This is a genomic window from Lysobacter ciconiae, from assembly GCF_015209725.1.
Taxonomy (GTDB): domain Bacteria; phylum Pseudomonadota; class Gammaproteobacteria; order Xanthomonadales; family Xanthomonadaceae; genus Novilysobacter; species Novilysobacter ciconiae.
In genome coordinates this window covers 300,832-326,409 of the sequence record NZ_CP063656.1, presented here as the reverse complement: position 1 = coordinate 326,409, position 25,578 = coordinate 300,832, and the positions used below count along the sequence as shown (strand labels likewise).

Annotated in this window: 19 protein-coding genes and 2 pseudogenes; 11 read left to right on the top strand and 10 right to left on the bottom strand. The window is 66.9% G+C overall.

What is annotated here, in order from left to right; translation table 11 throughout:
- Positions 1-25: 25 nt before the first annotated feature.
- The gene (locus tag INQ41_RS01415) at positions 26-1,414 is read right to left on the bottom strand and encodes an MFS transporter (protein ID WP_193985586.1); all 1,389 of its coding nucleotides are present in this window, start codon (positions 1,412-1,414) and stop codon (positions 26-28) included.
- Positions 1,415-1,588: 174 nt separating this feature from the next.
- On the opposite strand from INQ41_RS01415, the gene INQ41_RS01410 reads away from it, so the two are divergent.
- Positions 1,589-2,890 carry an MFS transporter gene (locus INQ41_RS01410; RefSeq protein ID WP_193985584.1) on the top strand — a complete coding sequence of 434 codons (1,302 nt, stop codon included), beginning with the start codon at positions 1,589-1,591 and terminating at the stop codon, positions 2,888-2,890.
- Between the two features lie 222 nt (positions 2,891-3,112).
- Positions 3,113-3,754 (top strand): hypothetical protein, encoded by a 642-nt coding sequence (locus INQ41_RS01405; protein ID WP_193985582.1) that lies wholly within the window; start codon positions 3,113-3,115, stop codon positions 3,752-3,754.
- Positions 3,755-3,787: 33 nt separating this feature from the next.
- Here INQ41_RS01405 and INQ41_RS01400 read toward each other — a convergent pair whose 3' ends face one another.
- Together INQ41_RS01400 and INQ41_RS01395 are read right to left on the bottom strand one after the other, a co-directional pair.
- The gene (locus INQ41_RS01400; protein WP_193985580.1) at positions 3,788-4,459 is read right to left on the bottom strand and encodes an SDR family oxidoreductase; all 672 of its coding nucleotides are present in this window, start codon (positions 4,457-4,459) and stop codon (positions 3,788-3,790) included.
- A gap of 101 nt (positions 4,460-4,560) precedes the next feature.
- Positions 4,561-5,973, bottom strand: a complete 1,413-nt coding sequence (locus INQ41_RS01395) for a coniferyl aldehyde dehydrogenase (protein WP_193985578.1) — start codon at positions 5,971-5,973, stop codon at positions 4,561-4,563.
- Positions 5,974-6,086: 113 nt separating this feature from the next.
- Between INQ41_RS01395 and INQ41_RS13190 the strand changes: the two genes are divergently transcribed.
- The 4 genes from INQ41_RS13190 to INQ41_RS01380 all read left to right on the top strand — a co-directional run bounded on the left by INQ41_RS13190 (position 6,087) and on the right by INQ41_RS01380 (position 9,500).
- A complete protein-coding gene (locus INQ41_RS13190; protein ID WP_228064406.1) occupies positions 6,087-6,407 on the top strand; it encodes a hypothetical protein in 321 nt (106 codons plus the stop codon).
- Positions 6,408-6,565: 158 nt separating this feature from the next.
- On the top strand, positions 6,566-7,819 hold the full coding sequence (locus INQ41_RS01390) for a sensor histidine kinase (RefSeq protein ID WP_228076654.1): 1,254 nt from the start codon (positions 6,566-6,568) through the stop codon (positions 7,817-7,819).
- Complete coding sequence (locus tag INQ41_RS01385) at positions 7,812-8,588, top strand: LytR/AlgR family response regulator transcription factor (RefSeq protein ID WP_193985574.1); 777 nt, start codon at positions 7,812-7,814, stop codon at positions 8,586-8,588. Before INQ41_RS01390 ends, INQ41_RS01385 begins: the two co-directional genes overlap by 8 nt.
- Before the next feature lie 501 nt (positions 8,589-9,089).
- The gene (locus INQ41_RS01380; protein WP_193985572.1) at positions 9,090-9,500 is read left to right on the top strand and encodes an energy transducer TonB; all 411 of its coding nucleotides are present in this window, start codon (positions 9,090-9,092) and stop codon (positions 9,498-9,500) included.
- Positions 9,501-9,640: 140 nt separating this feature from the next.
- Here INQ41_RS01380 and INQ41_RS01375 read toward each other — a convergent pair whose 3' ends face one another.
- From INQ41_RS01375 to INQ41_RS01360, 4 genes are all read right to left on the bottom strand, one after another.
- Positions 9,641-10,126, bottom strand: coding sequence for an Hsp20/alpha crystallin family protein (locus INQ41_RS01375; RefSeq protein ID WP_193985570.1), 486 nt, complete (start codon positions 10,124-10,126; stop codon positions 9,641-9,643).
- Positions 10,127-10,198: 72 nt separating this feature from the next.
- Positions 10,199-10,738, bottom strand: a complete 540-nt coding sequence (gene msrA / locus INQ41_RS01370) for a peptide-methionine (S)-S-oxide reductase MsrA (RefSeq protein ID WP_193985568.1) — start codon at positions 10,736-10,738, stop codon at positions 10,199-10,201.
- On the bottom strand, positions 10,735-11,184 hold the full coding sequence (gene msrB / locus INQ41_RS01365; RefSeq protein ID WP_193985566.1) for a peptide-methionine (R)-S-oxide reductase MsrB: 450 nt from the start codon (positions 11,182-11,184) through the stop codon (positions 10,735-10,737). Before msrB ends, msrA begins: the two co-directional genes overlap by 4 nt.
- A 109-nt stretch (positions 11,185-11,293) precedes the next feature.
- Positions 11,294-12,709, bottom strand: a complete 1,416-nt coding sequence (locus INQ41_RS01360; RefSeq protein WP_193985564.1) for a cryptochrome/photolyase family protein — start codon at positions 12,707-12,709, stop codon at positions 11,294-11,296.
- A gap of 190 nt (positions 12,710-12,899) precedes the next feature.
- On the opposite strand from INQ41_RS01360, the gene INQ41_RS01355 reads away from it, so the two are divergent.
- The 3 genes from INQ41_RS01355 to INQ41_RS01345 are packed head-to-tail and all read left to right on the top strand — an operon-like array spanning position 12,900 to position 18,278.
- Positions 12,900-15,851, top strand: coding sequence for a type VI secretion system Vgr family protein (locus tag INQ41_RS01355; RefSeq protein ID WP_193985562.1), 2,952 nt, complete (start codon positions 12,900-12,902; stop codon positions 15,849-15,851).
- Positions 15,852-15,860: 9 nt separating this feature from the next.
- Positions 15,861-17,324, top strand: a complete 1,464-nt coding sequence (locus INQ41_RS01350) for a hypothetical protein (RefSeq protein ID WP_193985560.1) — start codon at positions 15,861-15,863, stop codon at positions 17,322-17,324.
- Between the two features lie 6 nt (positions 17,325-17,330).
- Positions 17,331-18,278 (top strand): hypothetical protein, encoded by a 948-nt coding sequence (locus INQ41_RS01345; RefSeq protein WP_193985559.1) that lies wholly within the window; start codon positions 17,331-17,333, stop codon positions 18,276-18,278.
- Positions 18,279-18,562: 284 nt separating this feature from the next.
- Here the strand turns inward: INQ41_RS01345 and INQ41_RS13185 are convergent.
- Positions 18,563-18,700: pseudogene (locus INQ41_RS13185) on the bottom strand (transposase); the annotation flags it as partial.
- A gap of 317 nt (positions 18,701-19,017) precedes the next feature.
- Here INQ41_RS13185 and INQ41_RS01335 point away from each other — a divergent pair.
- Entirely contained in the window at positions 19,018-19,764 is a 747-nt protein-coding gene (locus tag INQ41_RS01335; RefSeq protein WP_228076653.1) for a hypothetical protein, read from the top strand.
- A 208-nt stretch (positions 19,765-19,972) separates the two neighbouring features.
- A pseudogene (locus INQ41_RS01330) lies at positions 19,973-21,798 on the top strand (monovalent cation:proton antiporter-2 (CPA2) family protein).
- A gap of 37 nt (positions 21,799-21,835) precedes the next feature.
- Here the strand turns inward: INQ41_RS01330 and INQ41_RS01325 are convergent.
- Both INQ41_RS01325 and INQ41_RS01320 read right to left on the bottom strand, forming a co-directional pair.
- Positions 21,836-25,261, bottom strand: coding sequence for an ankyrin repeat domain-containing protein (locus INQ41_RS01325; RefSeq protein WP_193985555.1), 3,426 nt, complete (start codon positions 25,259-25,261; stop codon positions 21,836-21,838).
- Positions 25,254-25,571: a YcgL domain-containing protein gene (locus INQ41_RS01320; RefSeq protein ID WP_407074242.1), complete on the bottom strand. Its 318-nt coding sequence runs from the start codon at positions 25,569-25,571 to the stop codon at positions 25,254-25,256. The genes INQ41_RS01325 and INQ41_RS01320 overlap by 8 nt, the downstream gene beginning before the upstream one ends.
- Positions 25,572-25,578: the final 7 nt, after the last annotated feature.

The following is a 25,578-nucleotide window of genomic DNA, read 5'->3' as shown; positions in this document are numbered from 1 at the left end:
GCTATCGGTCCGGACGCAGGGATCTTTAGTCGTCCCGGCCGCGGGCCGGCAGGGGCAGCACGCGCGGCGCCAGCGCCAGCCCGAGCACGGCCAGGCTGACGGTAATGGCAAATCCCGCAAGGTAGGCAGCCAGCGTGGAGCGCTCCAGCAGCAGCGCGAACAGCGAGCCGCCCACGGCAAGCATGGTTGCGGTAAACAGCGCATCGCACAGCTGCAGCGCGGAGGCATTCGCGCCCTGGCGCTCGGGCGGCGAGAGTTCCAGGGTCAGGATCGACAGGCTCGGGTACACCGTGCCCATCCCCACCCCGGCGACGATCCAGCCGACGACGCCCACCGCGAGCGGCGCCCAGGGCAGCACCGCCGCGGACACGCCGAGTACCCCGACCAGCATCAGCGCCATGCCCGCCTGCAGCACCCGCTCCGGAGCCGGTGCATGCATGCGGCCGCGATTCCACGATCCCAGCGACCAGCCCAGCGCGCCGACGGTCAGCGCCATGCCGGCAAAGGTCGGCGAGAGGCCGCGCTCTCGCGTGAGCAGCAGGGGCAGGAACACCTCGGTGCCGAAAAAAGCGGCCGAGGCGATGCCGCGCAGCGCAATCACCGTGGGCAGGCCGCGGGCCGCGCGCAGCGTGCCGGTCGGCAACAACCGCAACATGCTCGCCAGCAGCCCCGCCAGAGCGGTCGCCATCAGGCCCAGAGCCACCCAGCCGCGCTGCTGACCGGCGTAGCTGAGCAACAGCGCGCTGCCCGCCGCGCCGCCGGCTAGGCCGAGCCGCCGCCGGTTGCCGGCGCGCCCAGCGGACGCGTGACCGGGTAGCGGGCCGATGCCGCGCAGGGGCGGCAGCACCATCGCCGCGGCCAGGCCTGCCAGGAGCGGCACCAGCAGGAACACCCAGCGCCAGCCAAGGAATTCCACGATCAGGCCACTGAGCGCCGGCCCGACGATCGCCGGCAGCACCCAGGCGGCGGCGAACGCGGCAAAGATCCGCGCGCGCAGTTCCGGCGGGTAGGCCCGCCCGACCACGACGTACAACGCGACCGACATCAGCCCGCCGCCAAAGCCCTGCACCACCCGGCCAAGCAGCAGCACCCACATCGTCGGGGCGAGCCCGGCCACGACCAGGCCGACCGCGAACCAGGCGATGCCGTGCTGCAGCGGGGTGCGCGGCCCGCGACGATCCGCCCAGGGGCCACTGGCGACCATGCCCACCACCGCGGCGGCAAGCGTGCTGCCAAACGCCATGGCATACAGCGGCAGGCCTTCGAGCGCCTGGGCGACCACCGGCATCGCGGTGGCCACTGCCAGCGCCTCGAACGCATACAACACGATGAGCGCGACCGATCCCACCGTGAGCGCGCGGTAGCGCGGAGCGAACAGGCTCTCCGAGGCCGGCGTTTGAACCTCCGTTTCCATCCTGTGACTCGTCCTGCTGCAAGCCGCGTCGGTCGTCGAGCATAGAAGCCACCGCGGGTTGGCGATAGCGCAGGCAGGCAACCACACGGCTGAAAGAGCACGCTTCGGCGCCGCGAGCGCCGATATAATGCCGTTCGCGATGGCGTGACCGCCTCGGCAGCAATGCAGGCGCAGATGGCCCGTCCTATTACACCCGATCCGGCCTCGCGCCCCGCCCCCGTCGCCCCGGGCGCGCCTCTGCCGGTATGGCGCGGACGCGGCCTGGTGCTGATCGCCATCGCCCTGTCCGCGCTCAACCTGCGCACTGCGGTCACCTCGCTGACGCCGCTGCTGGACCAGTTGGGCGGGACGTTCCAGTTCGGCCCGACCATGACCGGGGTGTTCGGCATCGTGCCGACGGCGGCGTTTGCGGTGTTCGGCGTCGCCACCCCCTCCATCGCGCATCGACTGGGGCTGGAGCGCACCGCGCTGCTGGCGATGCTGCTGGCCGCCGCCGGCCTGCTCGGGCGCGGCTTTGCCGATAGCACCACCCAATTGCTGCTGACCTCGGCGATTGCGCTGTCGGGCATGGGCATCGGCAACGTCGTGCTGCCGCCGCTGGTCAAGCGCTACTTCGGCGACCGCGTGGGCGGCATCAGCGCTATGTACATCACCCTGCTGCAACTGGGCACGATCCTGCCGGCGCTGGCCGCGGTGCCGGTAGCGAACGCGGTGGGCTGGCGGGTATCGCTGGGCGCGTGGTCGCTGGTCGCGGTGGCGGCAGCGCTGCCCTGGGCGATCGTGCTGTACCAGGAACGCTACGGCCGCTCCGCGCAGGCCCGCGCGCTGGCCGCGATCCACGCCCGGTCGGTGGCCACCGGCGATGAGTCACCCGAGTTTGCCGCGCCGCCGCCGTCGGGTCGCGTTTGGCGGTCGCCGGTCGCCTGGGGCATGGCGCTGATGTTCGGCATGACCTCGCTGGTGACCTATTCCATGTTCACCTGGCTGCCCCGCATCCTGACCGACGCCGGCGGCAGCGCGCTGCTGGGCGGGACGATGGTCGGCGTGTACTCGTCGCTGGGCCTGCTCAGCAGCTTCGTCATGCCGGTGTTGGCGGTGCGCATGCGCAATCCGTTCCCGGTGGTGCTCGCGTGCTGCGTGCTCCACCTGACCGCCTTCACCGGCCTGCTGCTGGCGCCAATGACGCTGACCCTGCTGTGGGTCGCGCTGCTCGGCTTGGGACCGAGCACCTTCCCGCTGGCGCTGACCCTGATCAATCAGCGCACCCGCACGCCGGCCGGTTCGACCGCCCTGTCGGGGTTCACCCAGGGCCTGGGCTATGCCCTGAGCTGCGCCGGGCCGTTGCTGTTCGGGGTGTTGAACGAGGTCAGCGGCGGATGGCTGTGGCCCTTCGCCTTCCTGACCGGGACGCTGGTGGTGCTGGCGTTCGGCGGCTACCTGGCGTGCCAGCCGCGCATGCTGGAGGACAGCTGGTAACGCCGACCGGAGCGACTAGCCGGGGCCTGTCCGCAGATTGTTCATCCGGCGTGCCCACGCGGCGGACGCAAGCCGCGTGCGCTCATCTACTCGCTGTCCAACAGGCCAATGTCCGGAACCGCCCTCAGCCCTCGTGTCATCAGGTCTGCCCGGGCGGCGGCGCGACCGACCGCCAGCGCCAACCGCCACCGCCCCCCAATCGATCGCCCAAGGAGTTCTCCCATGCCTCAGCCCACTGAATTGCAGATCCACCCGCTCGCTCGGTTGCTCGCGCCCGCCGTCCTGGCGATTGCCATCCTGGGCCTGGCCGGCTGCGGCGCCGACGCCGACACGTCCCCGGCCAGCCCGGGCAGCAAGGCCGCCAAGGACAGCAACGGGCTTACCCTGGCCAGCGAGGACTGGAAGCTGGACGCCACCGCATCCGCGGGTCTGATGCCCGGTTACGTGGACGCCCCGCTGAGCTTCCGGCTGGCCACGGGCTGGATCAACGCCGACGCGGCCAAGGCGGCCGGCAAGGAAGCCGATGCCCAGGCCCAGCGCGAGCAGGCGCTCGCCAGTTTCGGCATGGTCACCGTGGCGATCGCCGCCGGTACCGCCGAGCCGGGCACCTACCAGCTCGGCGGCGAGGTGGACGGCGCGGACACCGCGGCGGTCACCATTCCGCTGGGCAAGGACACCGGGCTGGCCGGCGAATACACCTCGCAGTCGGGCAGCTTGACCATCAAGTCAGTGGACATGGAGGAGAGCCGCTACAGCGCCACGGTGAGAGCCGTGGATGGCAGTTTCGATGGCGTGTTCGCCGATGATCAGGGCGCTACACGGCCGATCAGCGGCACGTTCCGTTTCACGCCCAAAACCAAATAATCGCCCGAACGCCGATGCACCCGTGCGGCGGTACTACCAGGGCAGCTCGCTGCCGTTGGCGTGCCAGAAGCTGCCGCTCTGGTCCAGCGTCAGGCTGTCGAGCCGCTCCACCAGTTGCGCGGCGGCGTGCTCAGGGCTGACCTCGCCCTTGCCACCCACCATGTCGGTGGCGACGAAGCCCGGATGCAGCAGGAACACCGCGACACCGCGCGACTCCATGTCCACGGCCAGCGACTTGCCGATCGCGTTGACCGCCGCCTTGGACGCACGGTAGCCGTAGCGACCGCCCGATCCGTTGTCAGCCATCGATCCCATCCGGCTGGTGATGATGCCGATCTTCGCGTCCTCGGCCAGGTGGCCTGAAAGCGCCTGCGCGACCCGCAGCGGGCCCATCGCATTGACCTCGAACTGGCGGCGCATGTCCTCCCAACCATCGGTCTGGATCTCGCCAAAGGCCTCGCGGGTCATGATGCCGGCGTTGAGCACGAGCACATCCAGGCGGGTGTCGCCGAGGCGCTGGGCCAGGCCTGCCAGCGCGGCATCGTCGGTGACATCCACGCCCGCCTCCACCTGCGCGCCGGTCTTTTCGAGCGCATCGCTGGACTGGCGGCAGGCGGCAATCACCTTGTCGCCGCGGGCGCTGTACTGGCGGGCCAAGGCCAGGCCGATGCCGCGATTGGCGCCGGTGATGAGGACGGTGTTCATGGACGACTCCGTGAAGGGGTTTCCCTTTCTATGGCGCCGTCAGCGCCGACAATCAAGCAGCGCGGGCCGTCGGTGCTGGTCGCGAGGACTCCTCCGCTTATTCAGCCGCGCTTGAGCAGCAGGTCCAGTATCCCGCGGAAGCGCGCGCCATAGGGCGGATTGAGCAGGCCCACCGCGGTGAAACGCGACTGGCGGAAGATCGATTTCATGTGCGAGAAGCGCTGAAACCCCGCTTCCCCGTGGTAGCTGCCCATGCCGGACGGGCCGACGCCGCCGAACGGCAGGCCATGCTGGGCGATATGAAACAGCGTGTCGTTGACCGTGACGCCGCCGGCCTGGGTCCGCGCCAGCAGCGCATCGACACGCTGCGAGTCCTCGTCGAACACGTACAACGCCAGCGGATGCGGCCGCGCGGCCACGTAAGCGATCGCCTCCTCGAAGCTGTCGTAGGGCACCAGCGGCAGCAGGGGGCCGAAGATCTCCTCGCGCATCACCTCCATCGCGTCGGTGACGCCGGTCAGCAGCAGCGGCGGCAGCAGCCGGCGCGCGGGATCGGCCGGGGTGTCGTCCAGCGGGTGTTCGCGAGCGCCGGCCGCGACCGCGTCGTCGCGCAATCCGGTCAGGCGCTGGTACTGGCGGTCGGAAATGATGCTGGCGTACTGGGCATCGCGCGCAAGCCCGGGATACATGCGCGCCATCACCGCGCAAGCCACGCCGATGAACTCGTTGACGCGCGCACGCGGCAACAGGACGTAGTCCGGCGCGATGCAGGTCTGCCCCGCATTCACCATCTTGCCGAAGACGGTGCGCTCGACCGCCTGCTCGAAGCGTGCGCCCGGACCGATGATCGCCGGCGACTTGCCGCCCAGCTCCAGCGTCACCGGAGTCAGGTTGGCGGCCGCCGCGCGCATCACGTGGTGACCCACCGCGGTGGATCCGGTAAACAGCAGGTGGTCGAAAGGCAGCGCGGAAAACGCCTCGGCGACCTCGACGCCGCCGGTGATGATCGCGACCTCGTCGGGCTGGAAATAGTGGGCGACCTGCTCGGCCAGCAGGGTGGAGAAGCGCGGCGTGAACTCGCTCATTTTCAGCATCACGCGGTTGCCCGCGATCAGCGCGTCCACCAGCGGCCCGATGGCGAGGTAGAGCGGGTAATTCCACGGCACGATGATGCCGACCACGCCCAGCGGCTGCGGGCACAATTCGGTCCGTGCCGGCAGGAACGCCAGCCCGGCCAGGCGCTTGCGCGGCCGCATCCAGCGCCGCCCGTGGCGCAGCGCATGGCGGATCCCCGACAGGCTGGGGAACAGCTCCAGCAGGTCGGTCTCCTCCACCGGGCGCTGGCCGAAGTCGGCCGAGATCGCGCTGGCAAATGCCCCGCGTTGCTCGCTCAGCATCGTCCGCAGCGTACGCAGGCGCGCCGCGCGTACCGGCCACGACGGCATCGGATCCTCGGCGTGGGCGGCACGCATCCGTTGCAGCTGCTCGTCCAGGCGGGCGGCACGTGTCGTCATGGGGGTCTCTCGGAATCAGCGCAGGCCGAAGGCAATAATCGGCGATCCGTTGAGCATGCCACTGTTCGCGTTGGCGCCCGCAATGTTGGAACCGCTACGGGCGCGCTGTCATCATGTTCGCTGCACGCGACGCATTCGCCGACGCGACCTTGATGATCGGGACCAACACCATGGCAATGGCGGAAAGCGATATCCACAAGGGCTGGATCTACCAGACCAGCAACCAGCAGCAGCGCCTGGTGCTGGGCTGGGACCGCGACGGCCGCGTGGTGTACTCCTCCAAGGGCAAGGATCCGGACGCGCCGTTCCTGAACTGCCACGTGCGCATCACCACCCGCAAGTTCGCCCAGCGTGCGATCGGCAAGCTGCGCGAGGTCGAGGACCTGCAGCACTACATCGTCGCCAACAAGGCGACCACGGTGGTCGTGCGCTGAGAGGACGCACCTGCGCTGCAAACGCGCGCGCCGAGGGTCTCTTCATCCGCCGATCCCGCGGTTCCGTCGCGACAATCTCGGCTTGGTCGCAGCGGCACTCCGTTGCGCCGGCGGGGTCACTATGCTCCACGGAAATCCCCAGCCGTCGGAACCTCTTCGTGATCAAGGGCCTGTTGTTCGTCATCCGTATCGCTCTGGCGTGGCTGCTGGCCATCCTGCTGTTCGCGGGGCTGTGGTCGGAACTGCCGTTGATCGGACGGCTGGAATGGCCAATCACGGTCGCCGGCATGATCGTCATGGCACTGGTGGTGATCGGCGCGCTCTCGCACGTCGGCCGGGTGCGCCTGATCGCCGACCGCATCGACCGGACCACGCTGGGCAACCGTCACCGCCGTCAGGTCGAGATTCCGTTCGAGGCCGGCGAGGCGTTCGATCTGGTCGATGCCGCCATCCGCGAACTGCCCCGCATCGTTGAAGTGGAGAGTGCCCGCGACAGCCTGCAGATACGCGCCACCGCCGGACGACCCGAGGCCTATCTGGATCGCCCGCTGGGTCGCTGGAACCCGATGCTGTGGTTCGGCGCGCCGCGCAACCAGATCCTGGCCACGGTCACCCCCGGCGGTGACACCGGCAGTCTCACCCTGATCTGCGAGCCCGAGACACTGGCATGGAGCGACTGGTTCCTGTTCGATGACGCGACCAACTACGAGAACGCGGAAGCGATCACCCGCGCGATCACCCGTCGAGTTGCCGACCGCCGCCGCAACGAGCGCGCCGATGCGGCGCAGACCGCCACCGAGAAGGAACTCACCGTCGCCAAGTTGAGCCTGCTGCACGCGCAGGTCGAACCGCACTTCCTCTACAACACCCTGGCCAGCGCGCAGTTGCTGACCCGCAGCGACCCGGCGCGCGCCGACGAGATGCTCGGTCACCTGATCCAGTACCTGCGCCACTCGCTGCCACGCACGCAAAACGAATTGTCCACACTGGGCGAGGAACTGGAACGCGCTCTGGCCTACCTGGAGATCCTCAAGATCCGCATGGGACCGCGCCTGTCGGTGCAGGTCGACCTGCCGGAGAACCTGCGCGCCACCGCGCTGCCGCCAATGATGCTGCAGACGCTGGTCGAGAACGCGATCAAGCACGGCCTGGAGCCACGCACCGGCGGCGGCACGGTGTGGATCCGCGCGCGGCGCAGCGATGGCGTCGTCGCCGTCACCGTCGCCGACGACGGCGAGGGCTTCAACAGCCGCACCAGCGGCACCGGCATCGGCCTGAAGAACGTGCGCGAACGCCTGCGCCTGGTGTACGGCAGCGACGCCGCCCTGGCGGTGGTCGCCAACTTCCCCGCCGGCGTGGCCGCGACGATCACCGTGCCCGCCACGATCGTCCAGGAGGACCGCCATGACTGAGCCCGTCACCACCTGCATCATCGCCGAGGACGAAGCCTTGCTGCGCCAGGCCCTGGTCGAGCGTCTGGCGCAGGCCTGGCCGGAGCTGCACATCCTTGCCGAGTGCGAGGACGGCGCGAGCGCGCTGGAGGCGATGGCCGAACACCGCCCGGACGTCGCCTTCCTCGACATCCGCATGCCCGGGCTGACCGGCCTGGAAGTCGCGACGGCTGCGGCCGAAGTCAGCCCGCGCACGCAAATTGTGTTTGTCACCGCCTACGACCAGTACGCCATCGATGCCTTCGAGCGCGGCGCGGTCGACTACCTGCTCAAGCCGATCACCGCCGAACGCTTGTCGGCCACGGTGCAGCGCTTGCAGGCGCGCAGCGGCAACAACGACGCGGCGACCCTGGCCACCCTGTTGCAACGGCTCGCGCCCGTCGCCCGCGCGGTCGATGCGCCGCCGCCGTTGACCTGGATCACCGCCAGCGCCGGCCGCGAAACCCGGCTGATCCTGGTGGAGGACGTCGCCTATTTCCGCGCGGACAACAAGTACACCACGGTGATGACCGCCGAGGGCGAGGCGCTGCTGCGCACTCCGATCAAGGAGCTGCTGACGATGCTCGACCCGGACACGTTCAAGCAGATCCACCGCTCCACCATCGTCAACCTGCGCGCCATCGCCGGCGTCGTCCGTGACGACAGCGGCCGCGGCACCGTGCGACTGAAGACGCGGCCGGAAACCCTGGCGGTCAGCGCGCCTTTCATGACCCTGTTCCGACACATGTAACTGCGGGCGAACCCACACCGTCCGTCGAGGACACGCCGGCTCGCCGCCCACCCACTCACGCTTGCGCGAGGTGAACCATGAAGCTCCTGGCCCTGATCTACCTCGTGCTGTCGCTCTTCGGCCTGGACATCGGCGGCAGCCGCTACGTCACCCGCACCACCACGGTGGACGGCGCCGACACGCTGTACAGCCAGGCCGAGCCCGAGCCGGCGTGGCCCGCTTCGAGTGCCTGCGCAGCGTCAGTGGCGCCTGCCATTACACGGTCTACCCGCGCAACTGCGCGCCGCTGTCCGGGGCCGGGTCGATGCTGCGATGGGGCCCGTGCATATCCGCACCGGTGCAGCGCTTCACCGTCAGCAGCGGCGGGAGCCGGCAGATCAGCGGACTGGCGGGGTTTGATGTGTGCGTCAGCGCTGAGGAACGCAGCGCGCAGGTTTGCCCTGCACCCGGTCACCTCTGATAAGGTCCTGACCCTCTACAGGACCCAGGGAAGGCGATTCGATGAACCGAGTACTGATCCTCCTTGCAAGCGCGACGCTCGCTCTTGCCGGTTGCGCGACCGCTCCGGTCACCGACCCCACGGCGTTGCAAATCAGCGACGGGGAAGTCGAGAACTATTGGACGCCCACCGCCGAGTTGGTGAGTACCAAACTGGACCTGAGCGCCCTGCAGGGGCGATCGGGCCAGATGCGCGAAATGGCGCATACCGTCGAGGTCACCTACATCATCGGCTCCGACGGGAAGATTCACGACTCCCGGGTGCTTTCTACCATCCCGGCGAGTGCAAGCGGCCAATGGGCGCTGGCCGGCCTCTCGGCCGCCTCGTACGAGCCAGCGCCGGGAAATACCGCGCGTCTGCCGGTCCGATTGACCCACACGATCACGCTGGGTGCGCCTCCTGCGGCTAACTGAGGCAACGCCTCTAACGTGCGGACGAGCGGCACTGGGGTTGTGACCGCTCGTCCCTCTCACTGTTCTTGAGCGACCGGAGGCGGATCTTGAAGCCCAGCTTGCCTACAGGGCATTGATCAACACCGCCGCCGGCCACCCGATCAGGCATCACCGTTTTTACGTTGCCCCACTTGGATGCGCCGCGGCGTGGTCTCCGGACGCTTGGGGATGCTGATCTCCAGCACGCCGTTCTCGCCGTGGGCGGAAATCGCATCCGGATCCGCACTGTCGGGCAGCGCAAAACGCCGGTGGAATGCACCGTAGCGGCGTTCGACCCGCGAGAAGTTCTCGCTTTCGCGGACTTCCTCGCTGCGCCGCTCGCCCTTGATGGTCAACATGCCCTTGTCCATCTGGACGTCAATCTCGGCCGGATCGACGCCGGGAATGTCGGCGTAGAGGATGAAGCGGTCCGGCTCTTCCTTGATGTCCACCCGGGGGGTCCAGCGGCTGGTTACGACCGAGGATTCGTCGGTGGAGGTGCCTGATGTGAAGGCACCGTCGAAGATTCGATCAACCAGTTGACGCAAGGGGTCCTGGCCGCTGCCATCGCCGGACCATTGTGGATTGGTGCGCACGATCTTGCTCATGACTGTCTCCTTTTGTCTGCACGGAGGCGGAACGGCCGCCCCAAGGCAAACGTAGGTCCGTCGGCGCGGGTTTCAAGCCTGTTGTACGGGCTGTCCGTCGCCGCCGTCCTCCACCGCGCGGCGCGGCAGCGTCCAGCCCGGGCGGATGAAATGGCAGGTGTATCCGTGCGGAATACGCTCCAGGTAGTCCTGATGCTCAGGCTCGGCCTCCCAGAAATCACCGGCAGGCACGACTTGGGTGACAACCTTGCCCGGCCACAGGCCTGAGGCGTCGACATCGGCGATCGTGTCCAGCGCAACGCGGCGCTGCTCTTCGGAGGTGGTGAAGATCGCCGAGCGGTAGGACGCGCCGCGGTCATTGCCCTGCCGGTCCACGGTCGAGGGGTCGTGGATCTGGAAGAAGAACTCCAGCAGTTTTCGGTAGCTGGTTCGCGCCGGATCGAACACGATCTCGATGGCCTCGGCGTGGTTGCCGTGGTTGCGATAGGTGGCGTTGGGCACGTCGCCGCCGGTGTAGCCCACGCGCGTGGACACCACGCCTTCCTGACGGCGGATCAGGTCCTGCATGCCCCAGAAGCAGCCGCCGGCGAGGACCGCGCGTTCCGTGCTCATCGCCCGCCCTCCACCTGGTCGAGATAGTCGCCGTACCCCTGGGCCTGCATCTGCTCGCGCGGAATGAAGCGCAGCGAGGCCGAGTTGATGCAATACCGCAGCCCGCCGCGATCGGGCGGCCCGTCGGGGAAAACATGGCCCAGGTGGCTGTCGCCGTGGGTGGAGCGGACCTCCACCCGGACCATGCCGTGGCTGGTGTCGCGCACCTCGCTGACATGCGCAGGCTCGATCGGCTTGGTGAAGCTCGGCCAGCCGCACGCGGCGTCGAACTTGTCCGCCGACGCGAACAGCGGCTCACCGGACACGACATCCACATAGATGCCCGGCGCGTTCTGGTGGAGGTACTCGCCGCTGCCGGGCGCTTCGGTACCCGATTGCTGGGTGACGCGGAACTGCTCGGGCGTCAGTCGCTGGATCGCGTCGGGGTCTTTGCGGTACTGGCTCATGCGGGTCTCCTGGAAACAAGGAACACTGCAGTAATGCGGGTCAAGGCCATGCATCGCAAGGCGATCTTGCGCGGCTTTCTTGACGAAGGCCCGCGCGCGCCCCTTCCGTTCAGCCGCGCCGCGCGTACGCGTCCAGCGCCTTCTGCCGGGACGCTGTCAGATCGACCATCGGCGCCGGGTAGCCGCTGCGGCGCAGCAGGCCGGCATCCTTCCATGGCTCATGCACCACACTCGCGGCAGCGTCGGCGAGCTCCGGCAGCCATCGCCGCAGGTAGCTGCCGTCGGGGTCGAATTTTTTCGACTGGGTCACGGGATTGAACACGCGGAAATAGGGCGCCGCATCCGCGCCTGTGCCGGCCACCCACTGCCAGCCCAGCGTATTGTTGGCCAGGTCCGCATCGACCAGCGTGTCCCAGAACCAGCGGGCACCGTGATGCCAATGCTGGCGCAGGTTCTTGCTCAGGAAGCTGGCGACGACCATGCGCACGCGGTTGTGCATCCAGCCGGTATGCCACAGCTCGCGCATGCCGGCGTCCACCAGCGGAATCCCGGTCCGGCCGCGTTGCCAGCGCTCCAGCAGCACCGGATCGGCATCGGCCCAGCGGAAGCGCGCGAAACGCGGATTGAAGCTTTCGGTCGGCGTGTGCGGAAAGTGGAAAAGCAGATGATGGGCGAAATCTCGCCAGCCCAGCTGGCGCAGATAGGGCTCGATATCCGGACGGCTGCGAGCGCTGCTGGCTCGGGCACGGCGGTCCAGCTCATGATGGATCTGGCGCGGCGAGATTTCGCCGAAATGCAGGTGGGGCGAAAGCCGCGAAGTGCCGTGCCGGGCCGGTAGGTCCCGCAACCGGACGTAATCGTTCACCGCGTCGTCGGCGAAGATTTCCAGCATTTCGTCGGCGCCGGCCTCTCCGGGTTGCCAGGTGTCGGCCAAGCCGCCGGCCCAGTCGATGCGCGGCAGGAGCTCCAGCGCTTCCAACGGCAAACCGTTGCTGGCCTGGGCAAACCCGGCAATCGACGGCGCCGGCAAGGGTGGCGCGGCGGACAGGCGCGGACGCAGGTTGCGCCAGTACGGCGTAAACACCTTGTACGGGCCGCCCTGCTGGGTCTCCACCTGCCACGGCTCGGACCACAACGCGCCGCTGTGGCTTTGGGCCTCCAGACCCTGCTCGCGCAGTGCAGCCTTGAGGGTTGAATCGCGGGCAATGCTGGCCGGCTCGTACAGCCGGTTCCAATGGACTGCGGTGGCGCCGGTCTGCCCGGCCAGCTCGCGCACGACTTCCAGCGTGTCACCGCGGGCGACGTGCAGGCGACCGCCAGCGGTGCGCAGGCGCGAATCCAGCCGTGACAACGAGTGGTGCAGCCACCACCGACTGGCTGCACCCGGCGCCCACTGCCCCTCTTCTTCGGGCGCATGGATGTAGACCGCAAGCACGCGCGCATTCTCGGCGCAGGCCGCGCTCCACGCCGGGTTGTCCTGCAGGCGGAGGTCGCGGCGGAACAGAACGAGTGCCGTTGGACTCATCAGAGGGTGCCTTTCGCGGGGTTGCCACGATGGCATCCGCCGCCAGCCAGCGCCACCGTGACCAGGACCCTGCGACGGCCCCCGGCCTGACCTCGCGACTTCCGGCTCCCCTCCCTGCAACCTTCCGCCGCGAGGCGCTATGATCGGCACCGGGGCAGGCCAGGACGGCCGCCAGGGAGAGACCACCGCCATGGATGCTCGCACCACCTTGCTCACCGCCCTGGTCGCCGGGCCAAAACAATTCGACCGGTTGCTGCACCTTCACACGGGCCTGGGTCCCGACGTGCTGGTCGCCGAAAGCCTGCAGGGCGTGGAGTCGGTCGACGACGGTGGCTATCGGCTGCAGCTGGACGCGCTGTCGGTGGACGCGCACCTTCCGCTGGATGAACTGCTCGGCCAACCCGTCCTGCTGGAACTGCTGACCGCCGAATCCGCCTCTCAGCGCCGCCCCTTCCACGGTCACGTCACCGCCTGCGAGCGGGTCGGCAGCAACGGCGGCATCGCCCGCTATCGGCTGGTCATCGAGCCCTGGCTGGCGTTCCTGCGCCAGCGGGTGGACAGCTACGTCTTCCATGACATGAGCGTGCTCGAAATCGCCGAGGACCTCTTCGCCGATTACGCACAGGCCGGGGCGCTGGTGCCGGCGTGGCGCTGGGAGCTTTCCGACCGGTCGCTCTATCGCACCCGCAGCCTGACCACCCAGTACCACGAGAGCGATTTCCACTTCCTCCAGCGCCTGCTCGCCGAGGAAGGCATCGCGTACTGGTTTGAGCACACCGGCAATACCGCTGGCGAGACGCTGGGCAGCCACACGCTGGTGATGGGCGACCATCCCGAAGCGTTTGCGGACGCCGGGAGCGTGCGCTTCCATCGTGCCGACGCCACCGAGCGCGCGGACAGCATCCAGCAGTGGGCCAATACCCGGCGCTGGCAGACCGCCTCGATCAGCCGCGCGAGCTGGGATTACCGCAGCCGCACGCTGCGCCCGGCCTCGGGCCAAAGCGTCCTGGCGGGCGGCAACGTCACCACCGAGGACGTCGACACCAGCGGTCCCTACGGCGTGGCCGACGAGGCCCACGCCGCGCTGCGGGCGAACCGGCAGATGGAAGCGCACGATGTCGCCGGCCGGATGATCCAAGCCACCGGCACCTGGCGCCGCCAGGCACCGGGCACCCGGTTCTCGTTGAGCCAGCACCCCGACACCAACGGCCAGTCGTACACCTGCCTGCGTGTCGAGCATGCCGCCCGCAACAACCTGGGCGCGGAGGTGTTCGAGGTGCTCGACCAGACCTTGGGGCCGACCGACATCGGCGCGTTGCCACTGCCGACGGCGCTGTCGCCAGGCTCCGATCCCGTCAATGCGATGGCGGCCGCGCCGTCGACCGATTTCTACCGCAACACCCTCACCGCAATCCCGGCCGACCTGCCCTACCGCCCGCGCACTGTTGACGGCCATGGGCTGCGCCTGCACCCAAAGCCCACGGTCCGCGGCACCCAGACCGCGATCGTGGTCACCGACGGGGCGCCGCTGCAGACCGACCGCGACCACCGCATCAAGATCCAGTTCCCATGGCAGCGCGGCAGCAACGCCAGCTCAGGCATGGCTCGCCCGGACGGCGATGACAACGCGCCCGGCACCGATCCCGCATGGACGTGGGTGCGCGTCGCCACCCCGTGGGCGGGCGACAACTGGGGCAGCGTGATGCTGCCGCGCAAGGGTCAGGAAGTCGTCGTGGCCTTCATGGAGGGGGACATCGACCGCCCCGTCATCGTCGGCAGTCTCTACAACGGTGCGGGCCAGCCGGACGCGCCGCACAACCAGGTCAACGGCGGCAAGGCGGGCGCGACCGGCAACGCCCCCGCGTGGTTCGACGGCAACGAACATCCGGGCGTGTTCACAGGCTTCAAGAGCCAGGCCCTGGGGGCGAGCCAGACCGGCAGCGGCGGCTACCAGCAGCTGCGCCTGGACGACACGCCGGGCCAGGGTCGCGCGCAGGTCGCCACCACCCAGCATGCCACCACGCTGACCCTCGGGCACCTCAAGGGCGGGGAGGACAACGTGCGCGGCCGCGAGCGCGGCTTCGGCGTAGAGCTGTCCACCCAGGCCAGTGGCGCCCTGCGCGCCGGCGCCGGGCTGCTGTTGAGCACCGAGCCCGGCCGCCAGCAGATGGCCGCCGAGGACCTGCGCGGCCAGCTGAGCAGCGGAGCGGAACTGGTGCAGAGCCTGGCGGATACGGCCAAGGCGCAACTGGCCGATCTGCCTGACGAGGCCGAGACCGTTCCGGCGCTGCAGGCCCTGCAGCAGGTGCAGGAAACCCTGACCGGGACCCTCACCGGCACCCCGGCAGGCGATGGCGTGAGCGGCGGCGACGGCGAAGCACCGGGGTGGAGCGCTCCGCTACTGTCCGCCAGCAGCCCCGACGGCATCATCGCCACCACACCAGCTGACCAGATCTGGGTATCGGGCACCGAAACCACCCTGACCGCCGGCAACGACCTTAATTGGCTGAGCCAGGGCGAGACCGTGGTGGCGGTCGCCGGCGGGATCAGCCTGTACAGCCACGGCACCCCTGCCCCCGACGGCAAGCCGCAGACCAGCACGGGAATTGCGCTGCACGCCGCGCAGGGAGATGTGAGTGCTCGCGCGCACAAGAACGTCGCCACGGCGGCCGCAAAGACCAGCGTCACCATTGCCAGCACCCAGGCAGATGTGGAGATCGCATCCCCCAGCAAACATGTGTTGGTTACTGCCGCCGGCGCCTACTTGAAGCTGGAAGGCAACGACATCGAACTGGGCGCGCCGGGGACGATCGAGTTCAAAGCGGCGAAGAAGGAGTGGACGACGCCGATGAGCATTCAACCGGAAATCCCATATCTCCCGGTGCATGCGAACCTCGGCAACTGGATTGAGATCGAACACCGCGATTGGGACTATGAGCCGTTTGCCAGCCAGGCCTACAGGATTTTCTTCGAAGGCGGCGAAGTAATTGGGGGCAAGCTGGATGCCCAAGGCTTTGCCGAACATTCCAACGTGCCGAAAAAAGCGATTCGCGTGGAGTACGACTTTCCCGAGCCGTTGGAAGACAAGCCCTGGGACGCCGTCGATCGATTGATAGCGGCTGCACGCTCGAAACTTGGTTGAGGACACACAATGGAATGGGATGACCTCGAGAATGCGCTGGCCTGGTTTAAATCAGCACCGGGCGAGTGGGTCGACAGCGGCAGGAAAAGTCTCTCCGCAGCGTCGGAGTGGATCTGGGAGGTCATCCAGGGCGACTTCAACGAGGAACAGAGTACCGCGCAGGTTGTCACGGGCACCGTAATTTCAATGATCCCGTTCGTGGATCAGATATGCGATGTCCGTGACGTGGTGGCGAACTGCAAGAAGATTCATGGCGATACGAGCAACAGTTGGGCGTGGGTGGCACTTGTTCTGACACTGATCGGTCTTTTCCCAACACTCGGATCACTTGCAAAGGGCTGTCTAAAGATTGTGTTTGCCTACGGACGCAAATCTGTTCTTCGCGTTTCGAAGGCTTCCCTTGACAAAGGCTTCTGGCTCGCAAGTCGTCCATTTGTCGAAGCCGGGATCCAGAAGCTCAACCAACACCTGCAGAATCCCGTCGTGCGCCGTGCCCTGAAGGCTGCACGCTGGAGCAATCCCTACAAACATCTCGCGAAGCTGGTGCGCGAAATTGCAGGCAGCTTGACGGTCGGCAAACTCCTGACCGCATTCGACACGATCATTAACGCACTGCGCGATCTGATGAAGATGGTGAAGCGTTGGGGTACCGACAGCATGGGCGCGCAGGCGGACGCACTGATGGCAATGGTGCAGTCAATCCGCAAGTCCGCGGACAAGCCCCTTCGCAAGGTGCTCGGACCAGTAGACGACTGGCTCAACCGCCTTGCGCGACGGCTTGAGATCGAGTCGGACATGGCTTACCGTGCCAGCGTTAACGCCCATAACCCGCACAAGTACATGCGCCCTACTTTGGCGCACGAGCGCATGGAACTTGCGGCTGCCAAGCCGAAGTGGGTGGATAGAGCGAAGAAGCTAAAATACAGAGCGCTTGATTCAGCTCCCACCGAAAAGTACTGGCCCGACATTTCCGCCCGCGGAGCCAAACGTCCAACTCAAGGCGCGTTCGAAACCTTCCACAGCGCCGAGGCAGTAACTATTCCGCCTGGCGAAATTATCTATCGGGTAGTCGATCCCACTTCCAACGACAACAGTATTTGCTGGATGCGCAAGGCAGAGTTCGAAGCCCTCAACAGCCGAGACGACTGGCGACGCCGATTCGCCGTCTGGCGCTTCTGGAACCGAAACGGCGAGTATGTTATCTACAAGGTACCTCAGGGCGAAGGATTGCGCGTCTGGGAAGGTGCCACGGCAAGCCAGAGACTTGAAACCGGGAGTGAGCTTGTTCTCGAAGGAGGTGGCAAGCAGATTGTTTTGGATCCAGGACATCTGCTTCCCGAGAATTTCGGCCGACGTAAGCCTACCGGATGGGGCTATACAGACTTCACCGGCGAAAGTGACCAGTTTCTCGGCCTACCCAAGTTGACCAATAAGATAATTCAAGAGAACGCACCTACCAGGAAGGCGATTTAATTCACTATGACCACCTCCCTATTTCCACAAGAAGTTTATCTTTTGGAGCGATACAGCTCGAACGAATATTTCGCGCTTATGCGTGACGCATGGGAGGCCATGGTCAGACATGCTGACGACTGTCTTGAACAGTTCACAAGTAAACTTCCGGCCGATTATCGAAGTCGCGCGCTACCCGACCAGCCGGATATCGTTTGGGGGCAACGTGTAATACCAAATTTCCGCGACACCCTGCACGATTTGTACGAGTCCTATATTTCTCTGAGCCATGGGCACGTGAACTCTCTCAATACCGCCCATCGAGTTGCAAATGACTTCCGGGGGCAACTTGAGTTTTCATCCGAGTGGTTTGATGAGCTGGAACCGAAGCAGGGAGACAAGCACTCTGAGCTCCTACTTATCGCAGTAGGATATGCTGGGAACATTTGGCGCACAGCTGGCGCTTACTGGATCAAAGGTGCCTTGACCGTACGCTACGATCCAGCAAGCCGAGGTCCCATCAATGGCCCATCGACGTGGCCAAAGTATCAACTTAACCACTTGGTTACTGTACGAACAGGTGATCCCGTTCCGCAGACTGGGGTTTACTTGCCGCTGATTGATGACAGTTGCGCGCAATTATTGATAGCGGGTGACGCCGCTGACGAAGCAAGCGTCGGTTACGACGAACACACCATGCAAAATATTAGCTCTGAGCCAACCAACTGGACGCTGGTAGAGCGCGTGCCCGATGAAACGGTGAAGGACGGTTTGCTTGACTTGCTGAGCGGCCAAACCGCGCGTGTCAATCGCGTGCCCGCTGGAGACCCATGTCCGCGCAGCGGCTGGTGGTACAGCCCTGCCCAAGCAAGATCGCATCGGAAATTTAAACAAGGCGACGTTTTTCCAGGATTCGAGGGCAGCCAGTATGGCGCGACCTTCTGGCTGTGGTCGCAAGACCAGTTGGACCGCTAAACATATCGCACGGGCGCTGGTATGACGAATAAACCCCGCAAGCAAGCAGTTTCGTTCGATGCGCTACGCGAACTGATCCGGGATTTTGCCTGCGTTTGCGGACTTGTCGTTCTGGGCGCCGTCATTCATCGTCAGCCCGAGTATTTCAGTAGCGCGCGAGCCGCAATAGTTGCGAAATGGTGCTTGTCGTTGCTCGCGCTCGTATACGGAACATTTTCCCGCCTGGACTTTTGGCGCAAATTCGCTTCTCCATATCTTTCGCCTGCGATTGGCCCGACCGCGCCGTACCGCTTCCGCCAGCCATAGAGGCTGTGGATGGAGACCCCCAACCGGTTGGCTACTTCGGGCGCCGAGTGACCGCGATCAGTGATTTGCCTGACTGCCTTGATCCTGAATTGTTCTGTATATCGCTTGCTGCTCATAGACACTCCTGCTGCTGCCGTGGATTATGGCTGCAAGGTGCCTACGAAACGCGAGCGATTCAGAGAAACAATATAGATCAGCGCAACGTCCCAACCAAGAAGCTGATGTAAGCCAACATGGCTACTCCACTATTTCCGCAAGAGATCTATCTGCTGGAACGATACAGTTCGAAAGAGTACTTCTTGTTGATGCGTGACGCGTGGGAAGAGATGGTGAAGCATCTAGAGGAATGCCTGCACCGTTTCATGCGCGAACTACCCCCAGATTATCGAGGCCGACCACAGCCCTACCAACCTGATATTGTGTGGGGCAGCGTGTGCTACCCAATTTTCGTGACACACTGCAGGATTTGTATGAATCGTACATTGCGCTGAGTCACGGCGACATGAGCTCTCTAAACACCGCCCACCGCGTCGCGAATGACTTTCGAGGTCAACTCGAGTTTTCATCGGATTGGCTCGAAGAACTGGATCCGCCCGGCGGTGATATTTACGCGGAGTTTTTATCAGTGGCTAAGCGATATGCTGGAAACATCTGTGCGACTGCGGGAGCGTATTGGTCTAAAACTGAGCTAACTGAGGGCTACGACATTTTGTCGCGCGGACCGCTTCCAGCGTTTGCTCATTGGCCGAAGTATCGACTCAATCACGCAACCACGGTGAGCACAGGCGAGCCAGTCCCCCAGACTGGCATCTATCTGCCGTCGGCTGCAGACAGCGCCGCGCAGTTCCTCATTGCAGGCCAAGCCGCCGACAAGGCGAACATCGGTTATGACGAACGCACGATGCAGAATGTTGGCCGAGAACCGACCAAGTGGACGCTTATAGAGCGTGTGCCCGGTGAGACGGTGACGGATGGTCTACTTGACCTGCTGAGCGGTCAAAGCGCACGCATCAATCGCGTGCCTGCTGGAGACCCGTGTCCGCGCAGCGGTTGGTGGTACAGCCCTGCTCAAGTCAGTTCGCGGCGGAGGTTTAAACACGGCGACATTTTTCCGGATTTCGAAGGAAGTCACTATGGAGCGACGTTCTGGTTGTGGTCACAGGACCAAGCGGACTACTAGCACGCTGACCCTTTAAAGAATGTCCGAACGTCCTGGTTCGCTGACGACCCCACAACCAGCACGCATCCTGTGGCGCCGCGGTATGAGCGGCAATTCTCACCGGTACAGCGCACGTAATCCTCGGTCGCGGCAGCCATCCCTCCTCTCCACTCGAGCACTCCTACCACCCCCTGCCGCATAATCAACCGCTCCCCTGAAGAGGTACGCGATGAGCGGCGGCGGTCTTGAACTTGCGGTGGTGTTCCTGCTGGCAGCGGTGATCGCGGTGCCGGTGTTCCGCCGGTTCGGGCTGGGCGCGGTGCTGGGGTACCTCGCTGCGGGCGTTGTGCTGGGGCCGTTCGGTCTGCGGGTCATCCGCGATGCGGAGCCGGTTCTGGCGGCGTCCGAGATCGGCGTGGTGATGATGTTGTTCGTGATCGGGCTGGAGCTCTCGCCGTCACGGCTGAAGGTGATGCGCCGTCCGGTGTTCGGGGTCGGCGGGGCGCAGATGCTGATCACCGGCGTGGTGATGGGCGTGCTCGCCACCTTCGCCGGGTTTGGCTGGAAAACCGCGCTGGTGGTCGGCCTGGGGCTGGCACTCTCCTCCACGGCGGTCGGCTTGCAGCTGCTGTCCGAGCGCAAGGCGCTGGGCAGCGAGCACGGGCGGCTGGCGTTCGCGATACTGCTGTTCCAGGATCTCACGGCGATCCCTCTGCTGGCGGCGATTCCTCTGCTGGGGAAAGCCAACCTGGTCGCCGAAGGCGGGCTAGGCTGGGACGCGATCGCCAAGGCCGCGTTCGCCATGGCGGCACTGGTGCTGGGCGGGCGGTTCCTGCTGCGCCACCTGTTCCGCTTCGTGGCGCGCTCGCTGATGCCCGAGGTGTTTACCGGCGCGGCCTTGCTCGTGGTGCTTGGATCGGCGCTGCTGATGCAGAGCGCGGGTCTGTCGGCCGGCCTGGGCGCGTTCCTGGCCGGCGTGTTGCTGGCCGACTCGGAGTTCCGTCACGAGCTGGAAGCGCAGATCGAACCCTTCAAGGGTCTGCTGCTCGGGCTGTTCTTCATGGCGGTCGGCATGAGCGTCGACCTCAAGCTGGTCGTCGCGGAGCCGGTGTTGATCGAGCTGTTGGTACTGGCCCTGATGGTGGTCAAGTTCGCGATCCTGGTGATGGTCGGCATCAAGCCGGGCAAGCTGTCGCGGCGCGACGCGCTGCAGTTGGCGAGCGTGCTCGCGGTCGGTGGAGAATTTGCGTTCGTCGTATTCGCCGAGGCGGTCAAGGCGGGCCTGCTGGAGGCGGTCATGCGCGATCGGCTGGTGGCCGCGGTGGGCGTGTCCATGGCGCTGACGCCAGTGCTGATGATCGCCGTTGCGCGGATCCTGCGCGGCCGGCCGGTGGCGCGGCCGGAGCCGCCCAAGGAGACGCCGCCCCCGACGGCCACCCACAGGTGTTGATTGCCGGGTTCGGCCGCTTTGGCCAGATCGTGGCGCGCATGCTGGTCGCGCAGAAAGTGCCCTTCATCGCCATCGAGCACAGTGCCGACCAGGTCGACTTCATGCGCCGGTTCGGCAATCCGCTGTTTTACGGCGACCCGGCCAAGCCGGAGTTGCTGCGCTCGGCCGGCGCGGCTCACGTCAAGGTGTTCGTCATCGCCATCGACGATCCGGAAGGCAGCCTGCAGACGGTGCGGGTGATCCGCCGCCTGTACCCGCAGGCGAAGGTGTATGCGCGGGCCCGCGACCGTCGCCACGCCTGGCAGCTGCGCGATCTGGGGGCGTTCAGCCTGCGCGAGATGCTGCATTCCAGCCTCAAGCTGGGCGAGGAGGTACTGGTCGCCCTCGGGGTGCCGCCGGACGTGGCGCATGACCACGCGGTGCGCTTTCTGGCCCACGACGAGCGGCTGCTGGAGGCGCAGTACCGCGTCCACGACGATCCCGACGCGGTGCTGGAGGCGTCGACCCTGGCACGCCAGGAGCTGGAGCAATTGTTTGATGCGGACCTGGGCGGGGGCGTGCTCGGAGGCATCGCCGGGTCCCGGCGACCGCCCGACACCCGCTGAGCCCACGGCAGCACGCGCGATTACGCGGGTACCCGACTTATTGCTTCTCGCGCAGGAACCGGGCCATTGATACATCAGCCACCGGATGGGCGCTGGTGAACTGCGCGGCGATATCCACGAACCCGCGCATCACCGCGATCTCACGCGGGCTGCGATTCAGGGAGTCGCGCTGGTCCGGATCCGCGCCGGCGCGCAGCAGCCACTTCACCACGCCCAGCAGTCCGTGCAGCGCCGCCAGGTGCAGCGGGCCGAATCCGCGCGCGTCCTGGGACTCCAGACTGGCGCCGTTGTCCATCAGGTGCTCCAGTCCGGCGATCAACACCTGCTCATCAGCCTGCGCGCCTTGATCCGCAGCCGCGCCCAGCAACAACAGCAGCGGTGACGGGCTGTCGGACTTCGCTTCCAGCGCGTTCTCGTCGCTTGCCAGCATCAGCGTGTCCAGCAGGGTGACCAGCCGGATCCGATCGCGCGTACCGAAGCCGAACATTGCCGCGCAGTGCAGGCCGGTCCGTCCGGACTCATCGACAGCATCCGCGTCCGCACCGGCCGACAGCAAGCGCGCTGCCAGTTCGGGAAAGCCCAGTGCGCAGGCGATCATCAAAACGGTCAGCCCGCCCGGCAGGCGTTGCTCGACGTCGGCGCCGGCCTCGATCAGCCGATCGACGATGTCCAGGTGGCGCATGCTCGCGGCGGCCGACAAGGGCGTGGCGCCTGAGCCGGCAGCGAGCCCAACGCTGGCACCGCGCGTCAGCAGCAGGTCGACCACGGCGCGATGGCCGCTGCCGGCCGCTCGCAGCAACGCACTGCAGCCCTGACTGTCGACGGCGTCCACCGGCAGGCCGAGGTCAAGCAGGCGACGGACCGCATCGGCGTCGCCGACCATCGCCGCGGACGGCAGATCGGCCGCCAGCAACGGGCGCCGCGGCAAGGGCCAGCCGCGCCAGTCCAGCCAATCGGCCAGGTCACGACGGCCGGAGGCCAGCGCGACTCCCAGCGGCGTTTGCCCGTCGGCGGCAAGCAGGCCGGGCGCGGCCCCGTGCGCGACCAGTTCTTTGAGCATCGCCTCACGGCCGAGTGCGGCGGCAAGATGGAGTGCGCTCATGCCCCGGCTGTCGCGGTCGTCCAGGCCGACCCCCGAATGCACCAGGCGGGTGAACAGCTGGGACCAGCCCAGGCGGACCGACAGTGCCAGCGCAGGGTCGCCGCCGGGAGACGGAGCAAACGGATCCGCGCCGCGGTCCAGCAGTTCCAGCGCGAGGTGCTCCAGCGATCCCTCCGGCTGGCCGCGGGTCATGCAGGCGGCAACGAATCGGGCGAGCCCGCCGGCACCGGCAGGCGACACTCCGCGCTGCAGCATCACGGTCAGGGAGGCCTGCGCGGACGGTCCACTGCCGAGCAGGTTGAACATCGGCGTCGTACCGGTGCCGTCCCGGACTTCCGGATCCGCGCCGCGCGCCAGCAACCATTCGATCTGGCGCGGCGGCAACGCGCCATCGCCATCGTGGAACAGCGCGCCCAGCTGGCGCGGGCCGAGCAGCGCGGCAACCGTGTCCAGGGCGTGTTCGCGCCCCTCGTCCAGGCCTTCGCGCAGCAGGGTGATGGGCGCGCGGTCGGCAGGGCCCGCATCATCGACGCCCGCCACTTGCGACGGCACGGCGTAGGCAGGATCAAACACCGCCACCAGCGACCAGCGCCCGGTCTCCGCCGCGCGATCGATCGCTCGGCGCCCGTCTTGATCCCGAGCGGCCGGGTCGATCCCCAGATCCAGCAAGCGCTGCACCAGCTCCGGCGGGGTCTGCGGGGCCATGCAGGCGATCATCAGCACGTTGCAGCCCTGCCTGTCCGCGGCCATTGCGGCAGCGGGATCGGCCGCGTCGAGCAATTGTTCCAGCACAGCGGCGTGGCCACCGCGCGCGGCTTCGTGCAGGGCATTGCTGCCGTGGCTGTCGGTTGCGGCAGGATCCGCGCCGGCCTTGATCAGCGCGGCGACGATGCTGGCATGGCCGGCGCGAGCGCCCTCGTGCAGAGCGGTGCGGCCATCCGCGTTTACCGCATGCACCCGCGCCTTGAGCTTGAGCAACAGCTCCACGCCGGCGGGATCGTCTTCCTCGCCTCCGGCGGCCGCGAGCAGCGCGGGCTGGCCGCCGGCGGGATCCGGATTGGCACCGCGCTCGAGAAGAAAGCGTGCCAGCCGCCAGTTGCCGGCAATGCAGGCGACCCCGAGCGGCGAGAAGCCGTCGTCATTGAGCGCATCCAGCTCGGCCGCCGCATCCCGCAGGAGCGCCGCCACGCCCGGGTCGGAGCTGCGCGCGGCGAAGTGCAACGGCGTGTTGCCCTCCGCGTCGCGGGCACGCGGGTCGGCCCCGTTCGCCAGCAGGGTGGTGACCGCATCGGGTCGGCCGTGCCAGCTGTCACGGGTCGCCGCCAGCAGCGGCGTCAGGCCGGCGTGCATGTGGTTCAGCGCGACACCGGCGGCGATCAGCGCTCGCAGCAGTCGCAGGTCCGGCAACACGGCCGCCAGCACCGCCAAACTGCGCTGGTCACGGTCCTCCGCGGGCGGCAGTGCGTGCGGATCGGCGCCCTGGGCAATCAGTTCAAGCGCGCGCTCGACCCGGCCGCTGCGCGCCGCCTCGTACAGCTGCGGCACCAGTTGCGGATCAGAGACGTTCACCGGCGCCACGTTGGCGAGAGCGACTTCTGCCGGCTCTGAACCGCCCTGCACTGGCGTCGGCTCGAGCGGTACGTTCGCGACAGCCTGCTCCAGCCCGCCCACGGCGTCTGCCGGGCGATTGTCCTCACCGCTGACTTGTGCGGAGGCTTCGTGGCTTAGCGACGGCTCGTCCACGTCGTCCAGGTATTGCAGTGCCTTGGCGGGCGCAACCCGCTGCAGCCAGCCGTGCAACGCCGCCGAGGCCACCGCCAGCACGACCGCGACGATCCAGCGCTGGCCACTGGCAAGCCAGCCTGGCCAGGCCAATGCCATGATCAAGCCCACGACTGCGCCGACGCCCAGCGCGATCCCGAGACCGCGCCACGCCCCCGGCTCCAGGCCCTCCAGCGCGCGCTGGTGATCCCCCAGTGCGCCGCCGTCACGTTCCAGGCCCTGCCAGACCGGCCAGAACCGCCACAGCACGATCAGCGCGCCACCGGACACCGCGCTCAGGGCGAGCGCCGCCGGCAGGGAGCCGCTGGACAGCAGTGCCGACAGCGGCCAGGCCGCCAGCAACCCGACCCCGCCAACCGCGAGCGCCCAGAGTGCCAGCAGCGGCCACAGCTCAACCCGCATGTGAGCGGGGAGCAGCGGGGCCGGACTGCGTTGCCGGCGCGCGGCCAGGGCCAGCACCGGTTGCGCGAGCAGGCCGCATAAGGCCGCCAGCCAACCACCCAAGCCGGCGACACCGATCAGGACAAGCCCGACCGCCGCCAGCACGATCCACGCACGCAAAGACCGGGGCTCAGGCATCGGTGCCCCAGTCCGAGGTCAGCGGATCCTGGCTGACCGGCGGCGGCATCTGCACATGGAAGCCGCGCGTCGCCAGATCACTTCGCACCTCATCCGCATTTCCACGGGCCAATTGGCGCGCGCCGTCCAGCGTCACTTCCAGCACCAGGGCAAACGGCTGCAGCGCCTTGTGCACGGATTCGGACAGGCACTCGAAGTCGTCGCGGGTGGCGAGAAATACGTAGGCGCCTTCCTTGCGGAGGCTCTTATAGACGTAGGCGTGCATGGGCGGGGGCTGAAAACGCACCACGGCGGGCGATGGTTCAAGCATACCGACA